The following is a 17,159-nucleotide window of genomic DNA, read 5'->3' on the forward strand; positions in this document are numbered from 1 at the left end:
GCCGCTGTCAGGTCACCTGTGTGAGGTGAACTCCACGACCTGCTGGTAGGTCGGCCGGTTCTGCCAGCTGATGTTGTAGTGCTTGATGCCGCCCAGGGTGCGCTGGACGATCGAGTCGGCGCACCACTGGTTGCCCGCCGCGCACAGGTCGTCGCCGGGGTAGACCTGGGCCGTGGTCTTGCCGGCTGCCGTCTTCAGGGTGCTGATCAGGATGTCCCGGCAGGCGCTCAGGCTGCCGCCGCCGCAGTACTTCCGCTCCAGTGGGCCCTTCACCGGCTCACCGAGCACCGCGCGGATGTCCTTGTCGACGTAGGACCACCAGCCGTACTGGAAGGAACTGCCCGCGTGCGCGCCGGTCGGGCCGTGCGCGGCGGACGGGGCCTCGTCGACGGGCAGGTTGGCGGTCATGGCCGTGTACAGGCCGGTGCCGAGTCCGGGTTCGAACTCGGCCTTCACCAGCAGCGGCCACCACGCGTCGAGGATGCGGATCGCGTCGGCGTCGGCGTACGCCTTCGAACCCGCCGACGTCTCCGTGCGCTTGCCGCCCGCCGTGAGCCAGGTCTGGAGCTTGCTCACCGCGGCCGCGGCCGTGGAGTCGGTGACCGTACTGCTGTTGATCACCTTCAGCAGGTCCGGCAGCACGTCCTCGGCGCGCAGGTCGGCCAGGGCCGCGTCGGCCATCGCCTTCACCAGCGCGGCCCGGGTCACGCCGCCCGCGGTGACCAGTTTCTTCACCCGGTCCTCGAGCAGGTTGCCGCGGTGCACGGACCCGTCGCCCCAGGGCGCCGTCGAGTAGTCGGCGGCCTGTTTGTTGTTCCAGGAGATGTAGTAGTCCTGGTCGATGGAGTTGGGGTGGGCCGAGGCGGGCGTGTAGGCCGCCGCGTTCGTCGTCGGGTTCCAGCCCTGCCACTCGTACGCCGAGCGCGCCCACACCGGGAAGTCGGCGTCGACGCCGGTGGCGCGCACCGGGTTGTCGCCGCTGTTGTAGTACGCGGTGTGCGTGGAGTCGGCGTAGAACCAGTTGAAGGTGTAGTTGATGTGCTGCACCGCGCTCTGGAAGGTCTCCGGGCTCTTCACGTAGTCCGGGTCGTTCAGCATCTGGAAGCCGATGATCGAGTCGGCCTCGCGCATGAACGACGAGCGCAGGGTGGTGTAGGCGACCTTCTTGCCGCCGACCGTCGCCCGGTACTCGACGGGCCCGTATTTCGTGCGCCAGACCCGCATCGTGTAGGAGCCCGCGGCGGTGTCGTCGGCGGTGGTCGGGGCCCAGGAGTTCTTCTGCTCGATCTTCTCCATCGCCGTACAGGTGCCGTGGTACAGGTAGTGGTAGTCGTCCTGGCACAGCTCGACGGCGTAGGTGTCGATGATGTCCTGGCCGGAGGTCGTGGCGCTCCACGCGTAGTCCTGGCCGCGGCCGAGTTCGACGTACATGCTCAGGCCCGCGAAGGAGGCACCGCGGGCGCTGAGGCCCGGGCCCTGGATCTCCTGGAGCATGAGCAGCTGGGGTGCGAAGTAGCCGGTCTGCGGGCCGAACACGGCGACCGGGTGGCCGCTGGCGGTGTGCTTGCCGCTGACGACAAGGGCGTTGGACATACCGCGCTTGGCCGAGCTGAGAGCGGTCGCGGTCGCCGCGGTGGCGGCCGCGGTGGCGCTCTGCCCCGCGCCGGTGCCCGTGGGGTCGTGGACCAGCGGCTCGGTGGTCACCGAGCCGGCGTCCGGCAGCGCCCCGCCCTGCGGGTCGGCGGGCTTGGTGGCGTACGGGAAGCTCTTGTCGTGGACGGTGACAACGGCCTCGGGGTCGTTGCGCTCGCGGAAGGACTCCCAGACCTTCGTGCCCTCCGTCACGCCGTACTGCTCCTGCGCGGCGAGCAGGGACAGCGCGTTGTTGACCTCGCCGCCGCCTCCGGAGCCGAACAGCGCGCCGATCACCGAGGCCAGCGCGACCAGGTCGGTGACCTTGAAGTGCTCGATGGTGCCGGCGTTGGTGACGGAGTCCTTGTGGCCGGTCAGGACGTACTCGCCCGGGAAGTAGCGGCCGCTGTCGGAGGCGTCGATGTAGGCGTTGATGCCGGCGACGTAGGCGTTGACGTCGGCGAGGGCCTGCTGGCCGCGGGCCCCGGCGTTGGCGACCGCGTTGTCGATCTGGGCCTGCAGATCGGCCTCGGTGTAGGGGGCGTTGCGCCAGAACTGCTGCTCGAGGCCCTGGTTGGAGGGATCGCCACCGGCGAAGGTGGTCAGCTGGCCGCGGCCGACGTGACGGAAGACATCCATGAGCCACAGCCGGTCCTGAGCCGCCGCATAGCCCGCTCCGTATTCAGTGCCGTATCTGGTGGTACCGGTGATGTGCGGCACGCCCGTCTTCTTGTCGCGGACGATCGTCACGTCGCTGCGGCCACCGGGATTGAGAGTGGAGGCGACTTGGTCGGACGGGACGCCGAAGGAGGCGTCGTTGAAGAAGGTGTTGATCGTGGCGTTGGTCAGCGACGGATACCCCTTGGCCAGGTTGGCGTAGGGGCCGAGCTGGTCCTCGGCGTGCTCGGGCTGGGTGCCGAAGGCCTGGTTCAGGAGGATCTGGGCAAGCGTGGCGTTGCCGTTCTGACCGGGCGGCAGGATGTCGGAGCACTGACTGCCGCAGTAGTCGTTGGCGGCCGTCGCTTCGGCGGCCGCGGCCGCTTGACCAAGCGGGGACAAAAGACCTGCGATCAGGGCGCATACGGAAGCGGTCTTCAGGAACCCGGTGACCCTGCCGGGAGTTCTCAGTCTGTCGAGTGCGGTGCGCGAGGTACGCCGAGGCATGGCGGCTCCTACCGAAGGGAGTTGAGTCAGGCGTTACCGGCGGTATCCCCGGGTTTGAAGATGAACATGCGTCAAGTTTTGGTAGCCGGTCCGGAGGCTGATGGGAGGCATCGGAAATCGGATGGAGCCGAATCGCGTGTCGATACGTCTATTCGGCGACGTCCGAAGCGACGACGCCGAAGTGACCGAAGTACAGGTGCAGGTGTGACGGAGGTGCAGGGCGATGGCCGGTTTCCGGAGTCTGGCGAGACAGGTGCGAGATCCGCGATGCGATCTGGCGCTGCGACGCTATTCATTGCGTAAGTGCCTGGAGCGTTTTGCCCCCTACGGGCACAGGGCGACCTGGGACCATCTGTGCTCCCGGGCCGGTTTCGGTCCTGAGGACCGGTCCCCCGACCCGGCGCGGCTCGTGGCCGCGTTGGACGAGTTGGAGGAGGCGCGTTCGGTCTGGCTGGCCTACGAGGTCGAGTTCGCCGAGCGGCGCAAGAAGGAGAAGCACGACGGGCTGCGCAGGCCGGGCAGTGTCGACGACTGGCACCGGCTGACCTGGGGCGGTTTCGGCGTCGCGTGGTGCGACGACCCGCGGCTCCACCCCCGTGAACCGCTGGCCGAGGTGCTGCGCAGGCTGATCTCCGCGTTGGAGCGTGAACCGGGCTCGGTGTGCCCGGTGTGCAGCGGAGAGCGGCTGACCTGGATGTACGACCTGGCCCACGAACCCTCCTCGGGCCCGGTGTGCACGGACTGCGGGATCGTGGTGCCGCGTCCGGTGCTGACGCCCGAGGCCCTGGCGGCGTCCCGGCGCGGACGGCTGCTGATGTCCGCCTGAGCGAGCGGAGCGACCGGGGGTGCGCCGGGGATGCCGCACCCCCTCTTCGAGCGGTTCGCCGCGGTACGGCCCTGATGCGGCCAGTGGGCCCCTGTCGCTGTCCGGTGCCCTCCGAGTGGCACCATCGAGGCATGGTCCAGGTGTGTCTCAACGGGTCCCGAGGTGCCGCCGACGGCGCGGTCGTGCCGCTGTCACCGCAGGCCCTGGCCGAGTCGGCGGCCGCGGCCGTCGCGGCCGGTGCCACGGACATCCATGTCCATCCCAAGTCCCCGTGCGGTGACGACACCTTGTCGCCCCGGGTGCTCGCGGCGACCCTCGACGCCATACGGGCGCGGGTGCCGGTGCCGGTCGGGGTGACCACGGGCGCCTGGACGGAACCCGATCCCGCGCGGCGGCTGGAGCGGGTGCGGGACTGGACCGTGCTTCCCGATCACGCCTCCGTCAACTGGCATGAGTCGGGGGCGGAGGAGCTGGCGGCCGCGCTCATCGAGCGGGGGGTGGGTGTGGAGGCGGGTATCTGGTCCGGGACGGACGCGGCCTCGCGGTTCGCCGTGTCGCCGCTCGGGCCCCGGGTGCTGCGGGTGCTGGCCGAGGTGACCGACGGGTCTCCGGAGACCGCCCAGGACACGGCGCGTGCGCTGTTGGCCGAGGTGGGGGCCGCGCACGGCCGCCCGGTGCTGCTGCACGGTGAGGACGGCGGTGCGTGGCCGGTGCTGCGGCTGGCCGGGCGGCTGCGGCTCGCGACCCGGATCGGGCTGGAGGACACGCTGGTCCTGCCGGACGGGGAACCCGCGTCCTCCAACGCTCAGTTGGTGGCTGCGGGGCTGGTCCAGTACGGGTGGGCCCAGCGGTCGTCGTAGGGCAGGGCGAGGAGTTCGGACCGGGTCGCCAGGTCGTGCTCGCCCTGGGTGCGGAGGCGGGCGGCGCCGGGGCCGGAGAGCCAGGTGCGCAGGTCCGCGATGCCGGTCTCCTCACTGTCGTCGTACCACCAGGTGAACGGGGAGGCGTCGGACAGCAGGTCGTAGAGCCAGACGTCGGCGCAGTGGGCGAGGTGGGTGTCGGCGACCGGGGTGCGGGGCCAGTCGTCGAGGAACGGGGTCACCGTTGTGGCGATCGTGGCGCAGGTGTCGAAGATGTCATCGATGCCGTAGGGCGGGTCGGGTGCGGCGAGGGCGTCCTGCCACCAGGCGTGCAGGAACGAGTCGATCGCGGCGGCCTGCTCCGGTGGCCAGGAGCGCCAGTCCACACGGGTCAGCCCGTGGGCGCCGTAGTTGATCGCGCCCAGGGTGCCGTCGGCCATCGCGCGGGCCGCCTGCGGCAGGAGGCGGCGCATGACGGCGGCGTGGTCGTCGAAGTGGTCGGAGACCTCGAAGAGGTAGTACTGCACGACATCCAGGGGCACGGGGATGTCCGGCGTACGCAGATACGCGGTCTCCTCGGGGGCGTGACAGTAGCCGCAGCCGGTCTCGTCGGGGCTCGACGCGCCGCGGAAGACCGTGGATATGCGCGCGAGGGCGGTGTCGAGGGTCGGTGAGGACATGGTTCGTCCCGTCAGGACTCCGTGCGCGGCGGTCCCGCCGGCCGAAGATCGCGACGTTACCAGCGGCCGATCCGGTCGCTCCACCGCATTCCCGCGTCCGAAGGCCGGGTTGCGTCCCGTGTGGGTCAGCCGCAGCGGGTCGTGTTCTCCTGGTGGTCCAGCTTGCGTTCCACCATCAGGCGGGAGCCTGCCTGGCGTTGGCCGAACGCGTCGTCCGGGTTGGACAGGACGCAGGTGTCCAGGGAGAGGCAACCGCAGCCGATGCAGTCGGTGAGGTGGTCCCGGAGGCGGTTGAGCTGCTTGATGCGTTCGTCCAGCTCGGAGCGCCAGGCCTCGGAGAGGCGGGCCCAGTCCTCTCGGGTGGGCGTGCGTTCCTCGGGGAGTTCGGCCAGGGCCTCGCGGATCGTGGCGAGGGGGATGCCCACGCGTTGGGCGGCCCGGACGAAGGCGACCCGGCGGAGGGCGTCGCGGTGGTACCGGCGTTGGTTGCCGGTGGTGCGGCGGCTGGTGATCAAGCCCTTGGACTCGTAGAAGTGCAGGGCGGAGACGGCGGCGCCGCTGCGGGCGGCGAGCTGGCCGACCGTGAGTTCGTGGATCTTCTCGGGAATCTGGGGCACCCCTCGAAGCCTACCCATGCCTCCGTTGACACAGGCCCCGCGGCCGACCATGCTAAGCAGTCGCTTAGAGTTCGGGACGAGGAGGCGCGACATGGCAGAGCCGAGGGTGTTCGCAGGGGCCGACGAGCTGAAGGCCGCGGTGGGTGAGCAGCTGGGGTACACCGACTGGCTGGACGTCGACCAGAAGCGGATCGACCTTTTCGCCGAGGCCACCGGCGATCACCAGTGGATCCATGTCGACCCCGAGAAGGCGGCCGCCGGACCGTTCGGGACCACCATCGCGCACGGGTATCTGACCCTGTCGCTGCTGCCGCTGTTCGGGCCGCAGCTGATCAAGGTCGAGAACGTGAAGATGGGCGTCAACTACGGCACCAACAAGGTGCGTTTCCCCGCGCCCGTGCCGGTCGGCTCGCGACTGCGGGCCACCGCGGTGATCACCGGGGTCGACGACGTGGCCGGCGGCGTCCAGGTCACCGTCGCCTTCAGTGTCGAGCGCGAGGGCGGCGACAAGCCGGTGTGTGTCGCCGAGTCGGTTTCGCGCTACTACCTCTGAGCGGCTACTTGGTCACTCCCACCATCCGCAGCACGAGGTCGGCGTAGAGCGCGCCGACCTCGTCGGGCGTCATGGGGCCGTCGACGGTGAACCAGCGGGCCACGTCGATGCAGAGGGAGAGGACGGCGAGGGTCGTGCCCTTGACGTCCAGGACGTCGAACTCGCCGGAGGTCACGCCGTCCTCGATGATGCCGCGCACCTCGGCGTCGCACTGGCGGCGCAGGGCGAGGATCTCGGCGCGGGCGTCCGGGCCGAGGGAGTCCAGTTCGTACTGGACGACCCGGGCCGTGGTGCGGCCGCCCGCATGCCAGCGGACGAAGGAGCCGACCGCGTCCGCGAGGCGTTCGGTCGCGGTGCCCTCGCGGCGGGCCGCGGTCCGCAGGATCTCCAGGGCCTTCGCGTGGCCGATCCTGCTGATGCGGTGGAGCAGCTCTTCCTTGGTCTTGTAGTGGATGTAGAGGGCTGCCGGGCTCATGCCCGCGCGGCCCGCGATGTCCCGGGTCGTCGTGGCGTGATACCCGCGCTCGGCGAAGGCCTCCACCGCGGCGACCAGCAGTCTCCGTGCCGCGTCGGGCGTGACCTCGCCCCACGCCTGCGTCTCGCCGCCGGCCGTGTCCTCCGCCGTACCCATCGCTTGCCCCTCTCCACTGACAGAGGCACCACCATACCGCCGAAGCTGAGCGAGCGCTTAGCCCGGCCGCTCAGAGCTTCTCGAACGGGCTGTATGCGCGGGCCTGGGCGTCCTGCCGGTCCCGGATGACCTTGGCCAGGGTGAAGGCGGAGGTGACCAGGTACAGGACGGCGATCGCGAGGAAGGCCCGCACCCAGGCGTCGGCGTCCAGCTTGAAGATGCCGATCGCCGTGGCGGCCATGGCGACGGCGAAGGAGGCGACCGCCTGGCCGTAGAAGGCGGCGGTGTTCTGGGGCTTGCCCGATGTGTCACTCATGGGTCGAGTGTGGGCGGGCGGAGGCCGGGCCACATCCGTCGAGGTACTCAGGTCCCGTACTCAGAAGGCCGAGACTCCGGTCAGCGCGCGACCGATGACCAGTTTCTGGATCTGGCTGGTGCCCTCGTACAGGGTCATCACGCGGGCGTCGCGGAGCAGTTTGCCCGCCGGGTACTCGTCGATGTAGCCGTAGCCGCCGAAGACCTGGAGGGCGTTGTTGGCGGCCCGGACCGCGGCCTCCGAGGCGAACAGTTTGGCCTTGGAGGACTCGGTGGTGAAGGGCTCGCCCCGGTCGATCAGGTCGGCGACCCGCCAGGTCAGCAAGCGTGCCGCGTCGACGTCCACGGCTATGTCGCTGATCAGTTCCTGGACCAGCTGGTGGTGGGCGATCGACTTGCCGAACTGTTCGCGTTCGCCGGCGTACTTCACCGCCGCATCCAGGGCCGCCTGCGCCAGGCCCACGCAGCCCGCGGCGACCGACATCCGGCCCTTGGCGAGCGCCGACATGGCGACCGAGAAGCCCTTGCCCTCGATGGCGAGCATCGCGGTCGCGGGGACCCGGACGTCCTCCAGGACCAGTTCGGCCGTCGCCTGGCCGCGCAGGCCGAGCTTGCCGTGGATGGTGCGGCGGGTCAGTCCGGGGGTGTCGGTGGGGACCAGGAAGGCGGAGACGCCCTTGTGGCCGGGGGCGTCCGTGGAGCGGGCGAAGAGGAGGACGACGTCCGCCCAGGTGCCGTTGGTGATGAACATCTTCGTGCCGTTGATGACGTAGTCGTCGCCGTCGCGCACGGCACGGGTGGCGAGGTTGCCCGCGTCGGAGCCGGTGCCCGGTTCGGTGAGGCCGAAGCAGCCGACCTGCTCACCCGAGGTGAGGCCGGGCAGCCACCGGCGCTTCTGGCCCTCGCTCCCCCAGGCCGCGATCGTCTTGGCGACCAGGCCGAGGGAGACGGACACGATGCCGCGGACCGACGAGTCGCCGCGTCCCAGCTCCTCCGTCACCAGGCAGTACGCGAGGTGGTCACCGCCCGAGCCGCCGTACTCCTCGTCGATCGTCAGACCCAGGAAGCCGACCTCGCCCAGCTTCTTCACGATCGAGCGGTCGACCTCCTCGGCGCGGTCCCAGGCGATGACGTGCGGGGCGATCTCGCGGTCCACGAAGTCCCGGGCGAGCTGCCGTACGGCCTCCTGCTCCTCGCTGAGCCCCAGGTTCACCACGAGATCACCTCACTTGAAAGCCGTACATTTAAATTAGCACTGCTAGTTTCTTGTCGCAGCCCTACTATGTGCGCCATGGCCCGACCGCGCAAGCCCCTCCTCAGCACCGACCGGATCGTCGAGACGGCACGCGCGCTCGTGGACGCGGAGGGCCTCGCGGCCGTCTCCACACGCCGGCTCGCCGCGGAGCTGGGAGTCAGCGGGCCCTCCCTCTACAACCACTTCCGCACCAAGGACGAGATCCTCGAAGCGGTCGCCGACTCGGTCAGCTCGCAGGTCGACCTGTCGATGTTCGAGGACGGACGGGAGTGGCGGACCGCCCTGCACGACTGGGCCGTGTCCTATCGAACGGCCCTGCGGGACCATCCGAACATCGTCCCGGTGCTGGCCCAGGGTCCCGGGCGCCGGCCCGCCGGCCTGCGGCTCGCGGACGCGGTGTACGGCGCGATGGTCGACGCCGGCTGGCCGCCCGCGCAGGCCACTTCCATCGGTGCGCTGATGCGGTACTTCATCATGGGCTCCGCGCTGGGTTCGTTCGCCGGCGGTTTCGTCGACGACCAGAGCGCCTACGACCCCGCCGACTATCCGCATCTCGGGCAGGCCCATCTCCTGGCCGAGCAGCAGGAGAAGATCGACGAGCGGGCCTTCGAGACCGGGCTCACGGCACTGCTCGACGGGCTGGTCCAGCAGTACGAGCAGGTCAGGCGGGCCCAGTAACACGCTTCGGTGGGCGCCGAAGTGTCCGGGGCCCATGCTGGAAGGCATGACCTCCAGAGATCCTCAGGCGGCGGAACTGGCCCGGCTCGCCTCACTCGTCGCCGACGAGACACGGGCCTCCTGTCTGCTGGCGCTGCTCGACGGCCGGGCCTGGACCGCGAGTGAGCTGGCGCGGCACGCGGGGGTTGCCGCGTCGACCCTGAGCGAGCACCTGGGCAAGCTGGTGGCCGGCGGGCTGCTGACCGAGGAACGGCAAGGGCGGCACCGCTATGTGCGGCTCGCGGACGCGCGGGTGGCTCAGCTGGTCGAGGAACTCGCCTCCCATGTGGCGCCGGGTTCCGCCGTGCGGCCGCGGAATCTGCGGGAGTCGAGCGCCGGGTCGGCGATGGCGCGGGGGCGTACGTGCTACGACCACCTCGCGGGGCGGCTCGGCATCGCGGTGACGGACGCGATGACGTCCCGTGCACTGCTGCGCCAGGACACCGGGTTCGCATTGACGGAGGCCGGGTTGAAGTGGTTCGGCGAGGTCGGCATCGCCCTCGACCGCAAGGGCAGGCGCCCACTGGCCCGAGCATGCCTCGACTGGACGGAACGGCGGCCGCACCTCGCGGGGGTCGCGGGCGCGGCGCTCTGCCGGCACGCGTTGGACGTGGGTTGGTGTGTCCGGATCGGCTCCGAGCGGGCGGTGAAGGTGACTCCGTCGGGTGAGCGGGCGCTGACGGAGCTGTTGGGAATCGAGGCGACGGCGTTGCAGTGATGTTCGCGGACGATCGGTGGGCACCTGCGGGTGCGTCGTGGCCGGTCGCGCCCACGCGGCGGAGCCGCACATCGATACAGCCCCGCGCCTCTTGGGTCGCTGACAGCACCCTGTCCGAAATCCGCGAGCTCCCCTTCTCCGTCCTTCCTAACCTCAGGAGCATGATGAACCCCCGCCGTCCCGACCTCCTCGCCGCCGGCGCAGCGACCGTCACCGTCTTCCTCTGGGCCTCCGCCTTCGTCTCCATCCGGAGCGCCGGAGCCGAGTACTCGCCGGGCGCGCTGGCGCTGGGTCGACTGCTGGCGGGAGTCCTGACGCTGGGCGCCATCTGTCTCGTACGGCGAGAGGGGTTGCCCGCCCGGGCCGCGTGGCCCGGCATCCTGATCTCCGGCATCCTCTGGTTCGGCGTCTACATGGTCGCCCTGAACTGGGGCGAGCAGCAGGTGGACGCCGGAACCGCCGCTCTCGTCGTGAACATCGGCCCCATCCTCATCGCCCTGCTCGGCGCACGGATACTCGGCGACGCGCTGCCGCCGAGGCTGCTCGCGGGGATGGCGGTGTCGTTCGCGGGAGCGGTCGCGGTGGGGCTGTCCATGTCGGGTGAGGGAAAGTCGTCCGTGCTCGGCGTCGCGCTGTGCCTGCTCGCCGCGGTCGCGTATGCCGGCGGGGTCGTGGCGCAGAAGCCCGCTCTCGGTGCGGCGAGCGCACTGCAGGTGACCACGTACGGCTGTCTCGTCGGGGCCGTGGTCTGTCTGCCGTTCGCGGGGCAGCTGGTCCACGAGGCGGCTGACGCGCCCGTGCCGGCGACCCTCAACATGGTCTATCTGGGCGTCTTCCCGACCGCGCTCGCCTTCACGACCTGGGCCTACGCGCTGGCCCGCACCACGGCCGGACGCATGGGCGCGACCACCTACGCCGTGCCCGCGCTCGTCGTGCTGATGTCCTGGCTGGCGCTCGGCGAGGTGCCGGGGCTGCTCACGCTGGCGGGCGGGGTGCTGTGTCTCGCGGGTGTCGCGGTCTCGCGTTCGCGGACCGCGGCCGCCGGGCCACGGTCCGCGAAGGCCACCGAATCAGCGTGAACGCGCCCGGTCCGCGAGGACCTTGATGGAGACCAGGGCGATCACCGAGAGCGCGATGATGTAGGCGGACACCGACATCGACGTGCCCGTCGTCTCCAGCAGCAGCACCATCAGGAAGGGCGCCAGGCCGCCGCCGCAGACCGCCGCTATCTGGTAGCCGAGGGAGGCGCCGGTGTACCGCATCTCCGGCGTGAACAGCTCGGCGAACAGGGCGGCCTGGGGACCGTACATGATGCTGAGGAAACAGCTGGCGACGAACGTGCCGACCGCCAGCCACAGCAGCGAGCCGGTGTCGATCAGGAGGAAGAGCGGTATCGCCCACAGGGCGATGCCCACGGCGCCGAGCGTGTAGATCCGGATACGGCCGTAGCGGTCGGAGAGCGCGGCGGCCGCCGGGATCAGGACGAGCTGGGTGAGGCTGACGCAGAGGGAGACGGTGAGGACCGCGCTCTTCTTCATGTCCAGTTCGCGGGTCGTGTAGTCGAGGACGCCGGTGATGAGGATGTAGAAGGTCGCGGTGTTCACGGCGAAGGAGCCGCCGGCCAGGAGGACCGTGCCGAGGTGGTCGCGCATGATCGTGCGCAGCGGGGAGCCCTGCTGCGACTTCTCCTGCTCGGCCAACGCCTTCTCCGCGTCGCGGAATTCCGGGGTCTCCTCGACCTTGGCGTGGATGTACCAGGCGAGGCCGAGCACGAACAGACCGATGAGGAAGGGCACTCGCCAGGCCCAGGCGGCGAACTGGGTGTCCGTGGTGAAGGCGCCCGCCAGCAGGAAGACCGTGTTGGCGGTCACCACGCCGATGGGGACGCCGAGTTGGACGACGCTGCCGTAGATGCCGCGCTTGCCCTCGGGGGCGTACTCGGTGGCCAGCAGCATGGCGCCGCCCCACTGCGCGCCGACGGCGACGCCTTGGAGGACGCGGAGGGTCACGAGGAGGACGGGCGCGGCGACGCCGATCGTCTCGTACGTCGGCAGCAGGCCGATACCCGTGGTCGCCAGGCCCATGAGGGTGAGCGCGAGGACCAGCATCGGCTTGCGGCCGCGCTTGTCGCCGAGGTGGCCGGCGACGATGCCGCCGATCGGGCGGGCGAGGAAGCCGACCGCGAAGGTCGCGAAGGAGGCGAGGACTCCGGCGGTGGAGCTGCCCGCCGGGAAGTACAGGTCGCCGAGGACGAGGGCGGCGGCGATGCCGAAGACGAAGTAGTCGTACCACTCGACGGCTGAGGCGAGCGCGGCCGCCGTGGCGACGCGGCGGCGGTTGACCGTGGGGAGGGCGGTCGGGGTGATGGGCTGAGCGGAGGGGGCCATGTCCATGCGGTGCACACTCCGATGGGTGCGGTGGGGACGTTGGCGGCGAACATACTAACCGGACGGTATGGAGGCAATGGTTGCGCCGGAAGGTTGCCCGGGGCACTCAGGGGGCCGGTGGGCATGCCGCCGGCCCCGGCCTCTCCTGAGGTCGGGGCCGGTATGTGGCGCTCTAGAAGACGACCAGCGCCCTGCCGCCCTTGCCCGCGAGCATGTTCTCGAAGGCCGCCGGGATGCCGTCCAGGGCGATCCGCTCCGTCACCAGCGCGCCCAGGTCCAGACGGCCCGCGCGGACGTGCTCGGCGAGCACCGGGAGATCCTCCGCCGGGTTCGCGTTGCCGTAGACGCAGCCGGAGAGGGTGCGGCCCCAGTGGAAGAGCTCCAGGGCGTTGAAGGTGACCTGCTGGTCCTTGCCGCCGATGCCGACGACCGTCGTACGGCCGCCGCGCCGGGTGGAGTCCCAGGCGGTGCGGATCGTGGTCGCGCGGCCGACGCACTCGACGGCGACGTCGACGCCCTGCTTGCCGGTCAGGCCGCGGATCTCGCGGGCCGTGTCCTCGGAGGCGACGACGTAGTCGGTGGCACCGGCCTCGCGGGCCAGCTCCTCCTTCGCCGGGGAGACATCGACGGCGACGATCTTCGCGGCGCCCGCGATCCGGGCCGCCTGGAGAGCGGCGAGGCCCACTCCCCCGACGCCGTACACCGCGACCGTCTCGCCCTCGCGGACCCGTGCCGAGTGGTGGACGGCGCCGTAGCCGGTGAGGACCGCGCAGCCCAGGAGGGCCGCGTCCGTGAGGGGGATGCCCTCGGGGAGCGGCAGGACGCAGGAGGCCGGGACGACCGTCTCCTCGGCGAACGCGGCGACGTTCAGACCGGGGTGGAGGTCGGTGCCGTCGGCGGTGCGGGCGTAGACGTCCGCCGTGCCGTTGAGGGCGTTGGCGCACAGCCAGACCTCGCCGAGCGAGCAGGCATGGCAACTGCCGCAGGACGGGGCCCAGTTGAGGACGACGTCGGTGCCGGGCGCCACGCCCGTGACGCCCTCGCCGACGGCAACCACCGTGCCCGCGCCCTCGTGGCCGAGCACGGCCGGGACCGGTACCCGCATCGTGCCGTTGGACAGGGACAGGTCGGAGTGGCAGACGCCGGCGGCGGCGAGCCGGACGCGGACCCGGCCGGGGCCGGGGTCCGGGAGCTCGATGTCGGTGACCTCCAGGGGAGCGCCCACGGCGGGAAGGACTGCTGCGCGAACCACGTGAAGGCTCCTAGAACTGGAGGGACTTGGTCTGGAGATACTCGGCGAGACCGTGCGAGCCGAGCTCGCGGCCGACGCCGGACTGCTTGTAACCGCCGAACGGGGCGAGGGGGTTGAAGCGGCCCCCGTTGATGTCGACCTGGCCGGTGTCCATCCGGCGCGCGAAGGCCACCGCCTCCGCCTCCTCACCGGCCCAGACGGCGCCCGCGAGGCCGTACACCGTGCCGTTGGCGATGCGCAGGGCGTCCTCCTCGTCCTCGTAGCGCAGGATCGACAGGACCGGGCCGAAGATCTCCTCCTGCGCGATCGTCATGTCGGGCGTGACGTCGGCGAAGACCGTGGGCGCCACGAAGCAGCCCTGCTCACGCGGGGATTCGGGGCCGCCGGCGACGAGTCGCGCGCCCTCCGCGACACCCTTCTCGATGTAACCCCGCACGCGGGCCTGCTGCTTGGCGTTGACGACCGGGCCGATGCGGTCGCCGTACTTGGCGGCGGCGGTGGCGGCGAGTGCGACCGCCTCCTCGTACTGCTCCCGGTGGACGAGCATCCGCGTCCAGGCACTGCACGTCTGGCCGGAGTTGGACATCACGTTGGCGACGCCGACGTTGACCGCCTTGGCGAGGTCGGCGCTCGGCAGGATCACGTTGGCGGACTTGCCCCCGAGTTCCAGGGCGACCTTCTTGATCGCGGCACCGGCCGTCGCGCCGATCTGCCTGCCGACGGCCGTGGAGCCGGTGAAGGAGACCAGGTCGACGTCCGGGTGCTCGGCGAGGGCCTGTCCCGCGACCGGGCCGAAGCCCGTGACGAGGTTGAAGACGCCCGCCGGCACGCCGGCCTCGTGAACCGCCTCGGCGAAGAGCTGGGCGACGAGCGGGGTGTCCTCGGCGGGTTTCAGGACGACCGTGCAGCCTGCCGCCAGAGCGGGGGCGACCTTGGCGACGATCTGGTGCAGCGGGTAGTTCCAGGGCGTGATCGCACCCACCACACCGATCGGCTCCTGGCGGACGATCGAGTTGCCGACCTGCTCCTCGAACGCGTAGGTCGCCGCCAGCTCGGCGTAGGAGCCCGCGACCGCGAGGGGGACGGCGGCGTGGACGTTCTCGGAGAACTTCAGGGGCGAGCCCAGTTCGGCGGTGACCGTCTCGGCGATCTCGTCCTTGCGGGCGACCAGGACGTCCCGGAGGGCGGCCAGGCGGGCGGCCCGCTCGGCCGGTGCCGTCGCGGCCCAGGCCGGGAGGGCGGCACGGGCGGCCCGTACGGCGGTGTCGACGTCCTCGGCGGTGCCGGCCGGGACCCGGCCGATCACCTGCTCGTCGACCGGGTTCACGACCTCGATCGCGTCCCGGCCGGCGGCGGGCCGCCACTCGCCGTCGATGTACATGCCGTCGTGTGCCTTCATGGTGCTTCCTCCCGGCGGGGCCGTGTCGTCGTCCGGCTCAGTCCGCCTCATAAACTAGCGACGATAGTTTTCGCGCGCCAGACGCCCCGGTACGTGACGCATGCCATCAGAAGTCGACCCGGGCCCTGTCGTCCACCCTCCCCACGGACTCCTGGCCGAAAGCCTGCTCGTACGCCCGCCGGATCTCCTCGATCCTCCGGTCGCTCGCCCCCGCCCGCGCGACCGGATGGAGCAGGTTCAGCTCGTAGGACCGCTCCTTCTCGATCGTCCCGTCGGCGTCCCGCCACTGCCCGCGACCGGTCTGCACCGTGAGTCCGTCCGGGAAGTCGGGCGTGACCTCCTTGTCGACGAAGCCCATGAACTGCTTGTCGGTGACCGCCGGGCCGCCGTCGGGCCGCTCGGTGTCGAAGAGGAGCGAGGTCTCGATGTACGGCTCCCCGCGCCGCGGTGTCCCGTCGTCGAGGGTGGCGTACGCGGTGGGAGCACCGACGGCGAGCAGCAGACCGACGGCGGTGAGGACGGCCCGGGTCCGGGTGAAGCGCCCGTTCATGCGCCCATGCCTGGCGGGCCTCGCTTCCCGGGACCGGGGAGCCGCGCCGGGCGGGGCGGACGCGAGGCCTGTCCGGCGGAACGGCCGACGGCACCGCGCTCTCTCCGCTCACTCCTCCAGGTCCGGCAGCCGCGCCGGGGCCGGGCAGACGCGTTCGCCGTGCTGGTCGAAGACGAAGAGGTGGGCGAGGTCGACGAGGAGGGGGACCTGCATGCCGTGGCGGAAGTCGATGTCGGGGGTGGTGCGGACGATCAGGTCGCCGGGGAGGCGGCCGTCCGGGGGTGCCACGGGGGCGCTGTCCCTCGGCTCGTCGAGGACGACCACCGGCCCCGCTCGCAGGGCGCCCGCGCGTTCCCTGAGCCGGTCGAGGACGCGGGAACCGTTCTCGCGGCGGCGGCGCCGGGTGGGGCGGGCGGTGGGGCGCGGGGCTTCCAGGTCCGGCACGACGGCGGGGCTGGAGCCGGTGTTGAAGTGCACGAGGACCTCGTGCCCCTGGAACTCCACGTGCTCCACGAGACCGGTGAGCGCCATCTCGCCGGGTCGCGCGGCGGACGGCTTGGCGATCCGGACCGCCTCCGAGCGCAGCCCCACGATGACCTCCCGGCCCTGCTGGACCCGGAGCAACTGGTGGTCCAGGGAGAGCGGTTCGGGCAGCCGCAGAAACTGCTTGCCGAGGCTGATGGTCATCGCGCCGCCGAGCGGGGCACGCACCAGCCCGCGCAGGAGGTTGATGCGCGGGGTGCCGATGAAGGCGGCGACGAAGACGTTGCGGGGCAGCGCGTACACCGAGCGCGGGGTGCCGACCTGTTGCAGGACGCCGCCGCGCATGACAGCGACCCGGTCGCCGAGGGACATGGCCTCGGACTGGTCGTGGGTGACGTAGATCGTGGTGACGCCCAGCTCGCGGGTGAGCGCGGATATCTCGGCGCGCAGATGGTTGCGGAGTTTCGCGTCGAGGTTGGACAGCGGCTCGTCCATCAGGAACGCGGAGGGGTGGCGGGCGATGGCCCGGCCCATGGCGACGCGCTGGCGTTCGCCGCCGGAGAGCTGGGCGGGGAAGCGGTCCAGGAGTTCCTCGATGCCCAGCATGCGGGCGGTGGCGTCGACCCGGGGGCGGGGGTCGGCGCCGGGGGCCTCGAAGCGCAGCGGGAAGCCGATGTTGTCGCGGCTGGTCATGCTCGGGTACAGGGCGAAGTTCTGGAAGACCATCGCCATGTTCCGGCCGGACGGCGGCAGGTCGTTGGCGTACTCGCCGTCGAGCAGCAGGCGGCCCTCGTCGATCTCCTCGAGGCCCGCGATCATCCTCAGCACGGTGGACTTGCCGCAGCCGGAGGGCCCGAGCAGGACCAGGAATTCGCCGGGCTCGATGTCCAGCGACATCCGGTCCACCACCCGGGCGCCCCGGGTGTAGCTCTTGCTCACGTCGTGCAACGAGATGGCGCGTGTCATGGCAGGTGTCCCCGAGGGCCGGCTGAGCGCTGATGCTCGATGGTCGGACGCCCCGCCCGAGTCGAACGGGGCTCGTGGGTCACGGAAGTTAACGGATTGTGCGCACCGGGGGGAAGAGAACGGGCAGGATCGGACGGCGCCGTCCAGCAAGTGA

At 71.0% G+C, this 17,159-nt stretch carries 17 protein-coding genes; 6 read left to right on the plus strand and 11 right to left on the minus strand.

The window, feature by feature from the left end:
• Window positions 1–12: 12 nt before the first annotated feature.
• On the minus strand, window positions 13–2,796 hold the full coding sequence (locus tag ACIOHP_RS19560; protein ID WP_401888942.1) for a penicillin acylase family protein: 2,784 nt from the start codon (window positions 2,794–2,796) through the stop codon (window positions 13–15).
• A 223-nt stretch (window positions 2,797–3,019) separates the two neighbouring features.
• On the opposite strand from ACIOHP_RS19560, the gene ACIOHP_RS19565 reads away from it, so the two are divergent.
• Both ACIOHP_RS19565 and ACIOHP_RS19570 read left to right on the plus strand, forming a co-directional pair.
• A complete protein-coding gene (locus tag ACIOHP_RS19565) occupies window positions 3,020–3,622 on the plus strand; it encodes a hypothetical protein (protein WP_361548982.1) in 603 nt (200 codons plus the stop codon).
• 131 nt (window positions 3,623–3,753) lie between these two features.
• The gene (locus ACIOHP_RS19570; protein WP_401888945.1) at window positions 3,754–4,482 is read left to right on the plus strand and encodes a 3-keto-5-aminohexanoate cleavage protein; all 729 of its coding nucleotides are present in this window, start codon (window positions 3,754–3,756) and stop codon (window positions 4,480–4,482) included.
• On the opposite strand, the gene ACIOHP_RS19575 is transcribed toward ACIOHP_RS19570, so the two are convergent.
• The gene (locus tag ACIOHP_RS19575) at window positions 4,428–5,162 is read right to left on the minus strand and encodes a hypothetical protein (protein WP_401888949.1); all 735 of its coding nucleotides are present in this window, start codon (window positions 5,160–5,162) and stop codon (window positions 4,428–4,430) included. The genes ACIOHP_RS19570 and ACIOHP_RS19575 overlap by 55 nt on opposite strands.
• Before the next feature lie 125 nt (window positions 5,163–5,287).
• Window positions 5,288–5,779, minus strand: a complete 492-nt coding sequence (soxR, locus tag ACIOHP_RS19580) for a redox-sensitive transcriptional activator SoxR (RefSeq protein WP_401888952.1) — start codon at window positions 5,777–5,779, stop codon at window positions 5,288–5,290.
• Between the two features lie 91 nt (window positions 5,780–5,870).
• Here soxR and ACIOHP_RS19585 point away from each other — a divergent pair, with 91 nt between their 5' ends.
• Window positions 5,871–6,332 carry a MaoC family dehydratase gene (locus ACIOHP_RS19585; RefSeq protein WP_307032840.1) on the plus strand — a complete coding sequence of 154 codons (462 nt, stop codon included), beginning with the start codon at window positions 5,871–5,873 and terminating at the stop codon, window positions 6,330–6,332.
• A gap of 4 nt (window positions 6,333–6,336) precedes the next feature.
• Here the strand turns inward: ACIOHP_RS19585 and ACIOHP_RS19590 are convergent, their stop codons facing one another.
• The 3 genes from ACIOHP_RS19590 to ACIOHP_RS19600 all read right to left on the minus strand — a co-directional run bounded on the left by ACIOHP_RS19590 (window position 6,337) and on the right by ACIOHP_RS19600 (window position 8,491).
• Complete coding sequence (locus ACIOHP_RS19590; RefSeq protein ID WP_327716131.1) at window positions 6,337–6,963, minus strand: TetR/AcrR family transcriptional regulator; 627 nt, start codon at window positions 6,961–6,963, stop codon at window positions 6,337–6,339.
• 70 nt (window positions 6,964–7,033) lie between these two features.
• Window positions 7,034–7,279 carry a YiaA/YiaB family inner membrane protein gene (locus tag ACIOHP_RS19595; protein ID WP_361548973.1) on the minus strand — a complete coding sequence of 82 codons (246 nt, stop codon included), beginning with the start codon at window positions 7,277–7,279 and terminating at the stop codon, window positions 7,034–7,036.
• Between the two features lie 60 nt (window positions 7,280–7,339).
• On the minus strand, window positions 7,340–8,491 hold the full coding sequence (locus ACIOHP_RS19600) for an acyl-CoA dehydrogenase family protein (RefSeq protein WP_401889184.1): 1,152 nt from the start codon (window positions 8,489–8,491) through the stop codon (window positions 7,340–7,342).
• A 78-nt stretch (window positions 8,492–8,569) separates the two neighbouring features.
• On the opposite strand from ACIOHP_RS19600, the gene ACIOHP_RS19605 reads away from it, so the two are divergent.
• The 3 genes from ACIOHP_RS19605 (at window position 8,570) to ACIOHP_RS19615 (ending at window position 11,047) form a co-directional block, all read left to right on the plus strand.
• Entirely contained in the window at window positions 8,570–9,211 is a 642-nt protein-coding gene (locus ACIOHP_RS19605) for a TetR/AcrR family transcriptional regulator (RefSeq protein ID WP_401888956.1), read from the plus strand.
• Between the two features lie 34 nt (window positions 9,212–9,245).
• Entirely contained in the window at window positions 9,246–9,968 is a 723-nt protein-coding gene (locus tag ACIOHP_RS19610) for an ArsR/SmtB family transcription factor (RefSeq protein ID WP_401888959.1), read from the plus strand.
• A 164-nt stretch (window positions 9,969–10,132) separates the two neighbouring features.
• The gene (locus ACIOHP_RS19615) at window positions 10,133–11,047 is read left to right on the plus strand and encodes a DMT family transporter (protein ID WP_401889187.1); all 915 of its coding nucleotides are present in this window, start codon (window positions 10,133–10,135) and stop codon (window positions 11,045–11,047) included.
• Here ACIOHP_RS19615 and ACIOHP_RS19620 read toward each other — a convergent pair.
• The 5 genes from ACIOHP_RS19620 to ACIOHP_RS19640 form a co-directional block, all read right to left on the minus strand.
• The gene (locus tag ACIOHP_RS19620; protein ID WP_401888962.1) at window positions 11,039–12,361 is read right to left on the minus strand and encodes an MFS transporter; all 1,323 of its coding nucleotides are present in this window, start codon (window positions 12,359–12,361) and stop codon (window positions 11,039–11,041) included. The two genes, ACIOHP_RS19615 and ACIOHP_RS19620, sit on opposite strands and share 9 nt — an antisense overlap.
• 166 nt (window positions 12,362–12,527) lie before the next feature.
• Complete coding sequence (locus ACIOHP_RS19625) at window positions 12,528–13,607, minus strand: Zn-dependent alcohol dehydrogenase (RefSeq protein WP_401888965.1); 1,080 nt, start codon at window positions 13,605–13,607, stop codon at window positions 12,528–12,530.
• A 10-nt stretch (window positions 13,608–13,617) separates the two neighbouring features.
• Window positions 13,618–15,006: an aldehyde dehydrogenase family protein gene (locus ACIOHP_RS19630; RefSeq protein ID WP_401888968.1), complete on the minus strand. Its 1,389-nt coding sequence runs from the start codon at window positions 15,004–15,006 to the stop codon at window positions 13,618–13,620.
• A 106-nt stretch (window positions 15,007–15,112) separates the two neighbouring features.
• Window positions 15,113–15,556 (minus strand): DUF3574 domain-containing protein, encoded by a 444-nt coding sequence (locus ACIOHP_RS19635; protein ID WP_401888971.1) that lies wholly within the window; start codon window positions 15,554–15,556, stop codon window positions 15,113–15,115.
• Window positions 15,557–15,664: 108 nt separating this feature from the next.
• Window positions 15,665–17,005: an ABC transporter ATP-binding protein gene (locus ACIOHP_RS19640; protein ID WP_401888974.1), complete on the minus strand. Its 1,341-nt coding sequence runs from the start codon at window positions 17,003–17,005 to the stop codon at window positions 15,665–15,667.
• Window positions 17,006–17,159 lie beyond the last annotated feature (154 nt).

The organism is Streptomyces sp. NPDC087859, assembly GCF_044742595.1.
Lineage (GTDB): Bacteria > Actinomycetota > Actinomycetes > Streptomycetales > Streptomycetaceae > Streptomyces > Streptomyces canus_F.

Bases quoted from the DNA above. Each gene is read 5' to 3' on its own strand.
- ACIOHP_RS19560 (WP_401888942.1), bottom strand. From the start codon at position 2,796: ATGCCTCGGCGTACCTCGCGCACCGCACTCGACAGACTGAGAACTCCC.
- ACIOHP_RS19565 (WP_361548982.1), top strand. From the start codon at position 3,020: ATGGCCGGTTTCCGGAGTCTGGCGAGACAGGTGCGAGATCCGCGATGC.
- ACIOHP_RS19570 (WP_401888945.1), top strand. From the start codon at position 3,754: ATGGTCCAGGTGTGTCTCAACGGGTCCCGAGGTGCCGCCGACGGCGCG.
- ACIOHP_RS19575 (WP_401888949.1), bottom strand. From the start codon at position 5,162: ATGTCCTCACCGACCCTCGACACCGCCCTCGCGCGCATATCCACGGTC.
- ACIOHP_RS19585 (WP_307032840.1), top strand. From the start codon at position 5,871: ATGGCAGAGCCGAGGGTGTTCGCAGGGGCCGACGAGCTGAAGGCCGCG.
- ACIOHP_RS19590 (WP_327716131.1), bottom strand. From the start codon at position 6,963: ATGGGTACGGCGGAGGACACGGCCGGCGGCGAGACGCAGGCGTGGGGC.
- ACIOHP_RS19595 (WP_361548973.1), bottom strand. From the start codon at position 7,279: ATGAGTGACACATCGGGCAAGCCCCAGAACACCGCCGCCTTCTACGGC.
- ACIOHP_RS19605 (WP_401888956.1), top strand. From the start codon at position 8,570: ATGGCCCGACCGCGCAAGCCCCTCCTCAGCACCGACCGGATCGTCGAG.
- ACIOHP_RS19610 (WP_401888959.1), top strand. From the start codon at position 9,246: ATGCTGGAAGGCATGACCTCCAGAGATCCTCAGGCGGCGGAACTGGCC.
- ACIOHP_RS19615 (WP_401889187.1), top strand. From the start codon at position 10,133: ATGAACCCCCGCCGTCCCGACCTCCTCGCCGCCGGCGCAGCGACCGTC.
- ACIOHP_RS19620 (WP_401888962.1), bottom strand. From the start codon at position 12,361: ATGGACATGGCCCCCTCCGCTCAGCCCATCACCCCGACCGCCCTCCCC.
- ACIOHP_RS19630 (WP_401888968.1), bottom strand. From the start codon at position 15,006: ATGAAGGCACACGACGGCATGTACATCGACGGCGAGTGGCGGCCCGCC.
- ACIOHP_RS19635 (WP_401888971.1), bottom strand. From the start codon at position 15,556: ATGAACGGGCGCTTCACCCGGACCCGGGCCGTCCTCACCGCCGTCGGT.
- ACIOHP_RS19640 (WP_401888974.1), bottom strand. From the start codon at position 17,005: ATGACACGCGCCATCTCGTTGCACGACGTGAGCAAGAGCTACACCCGG.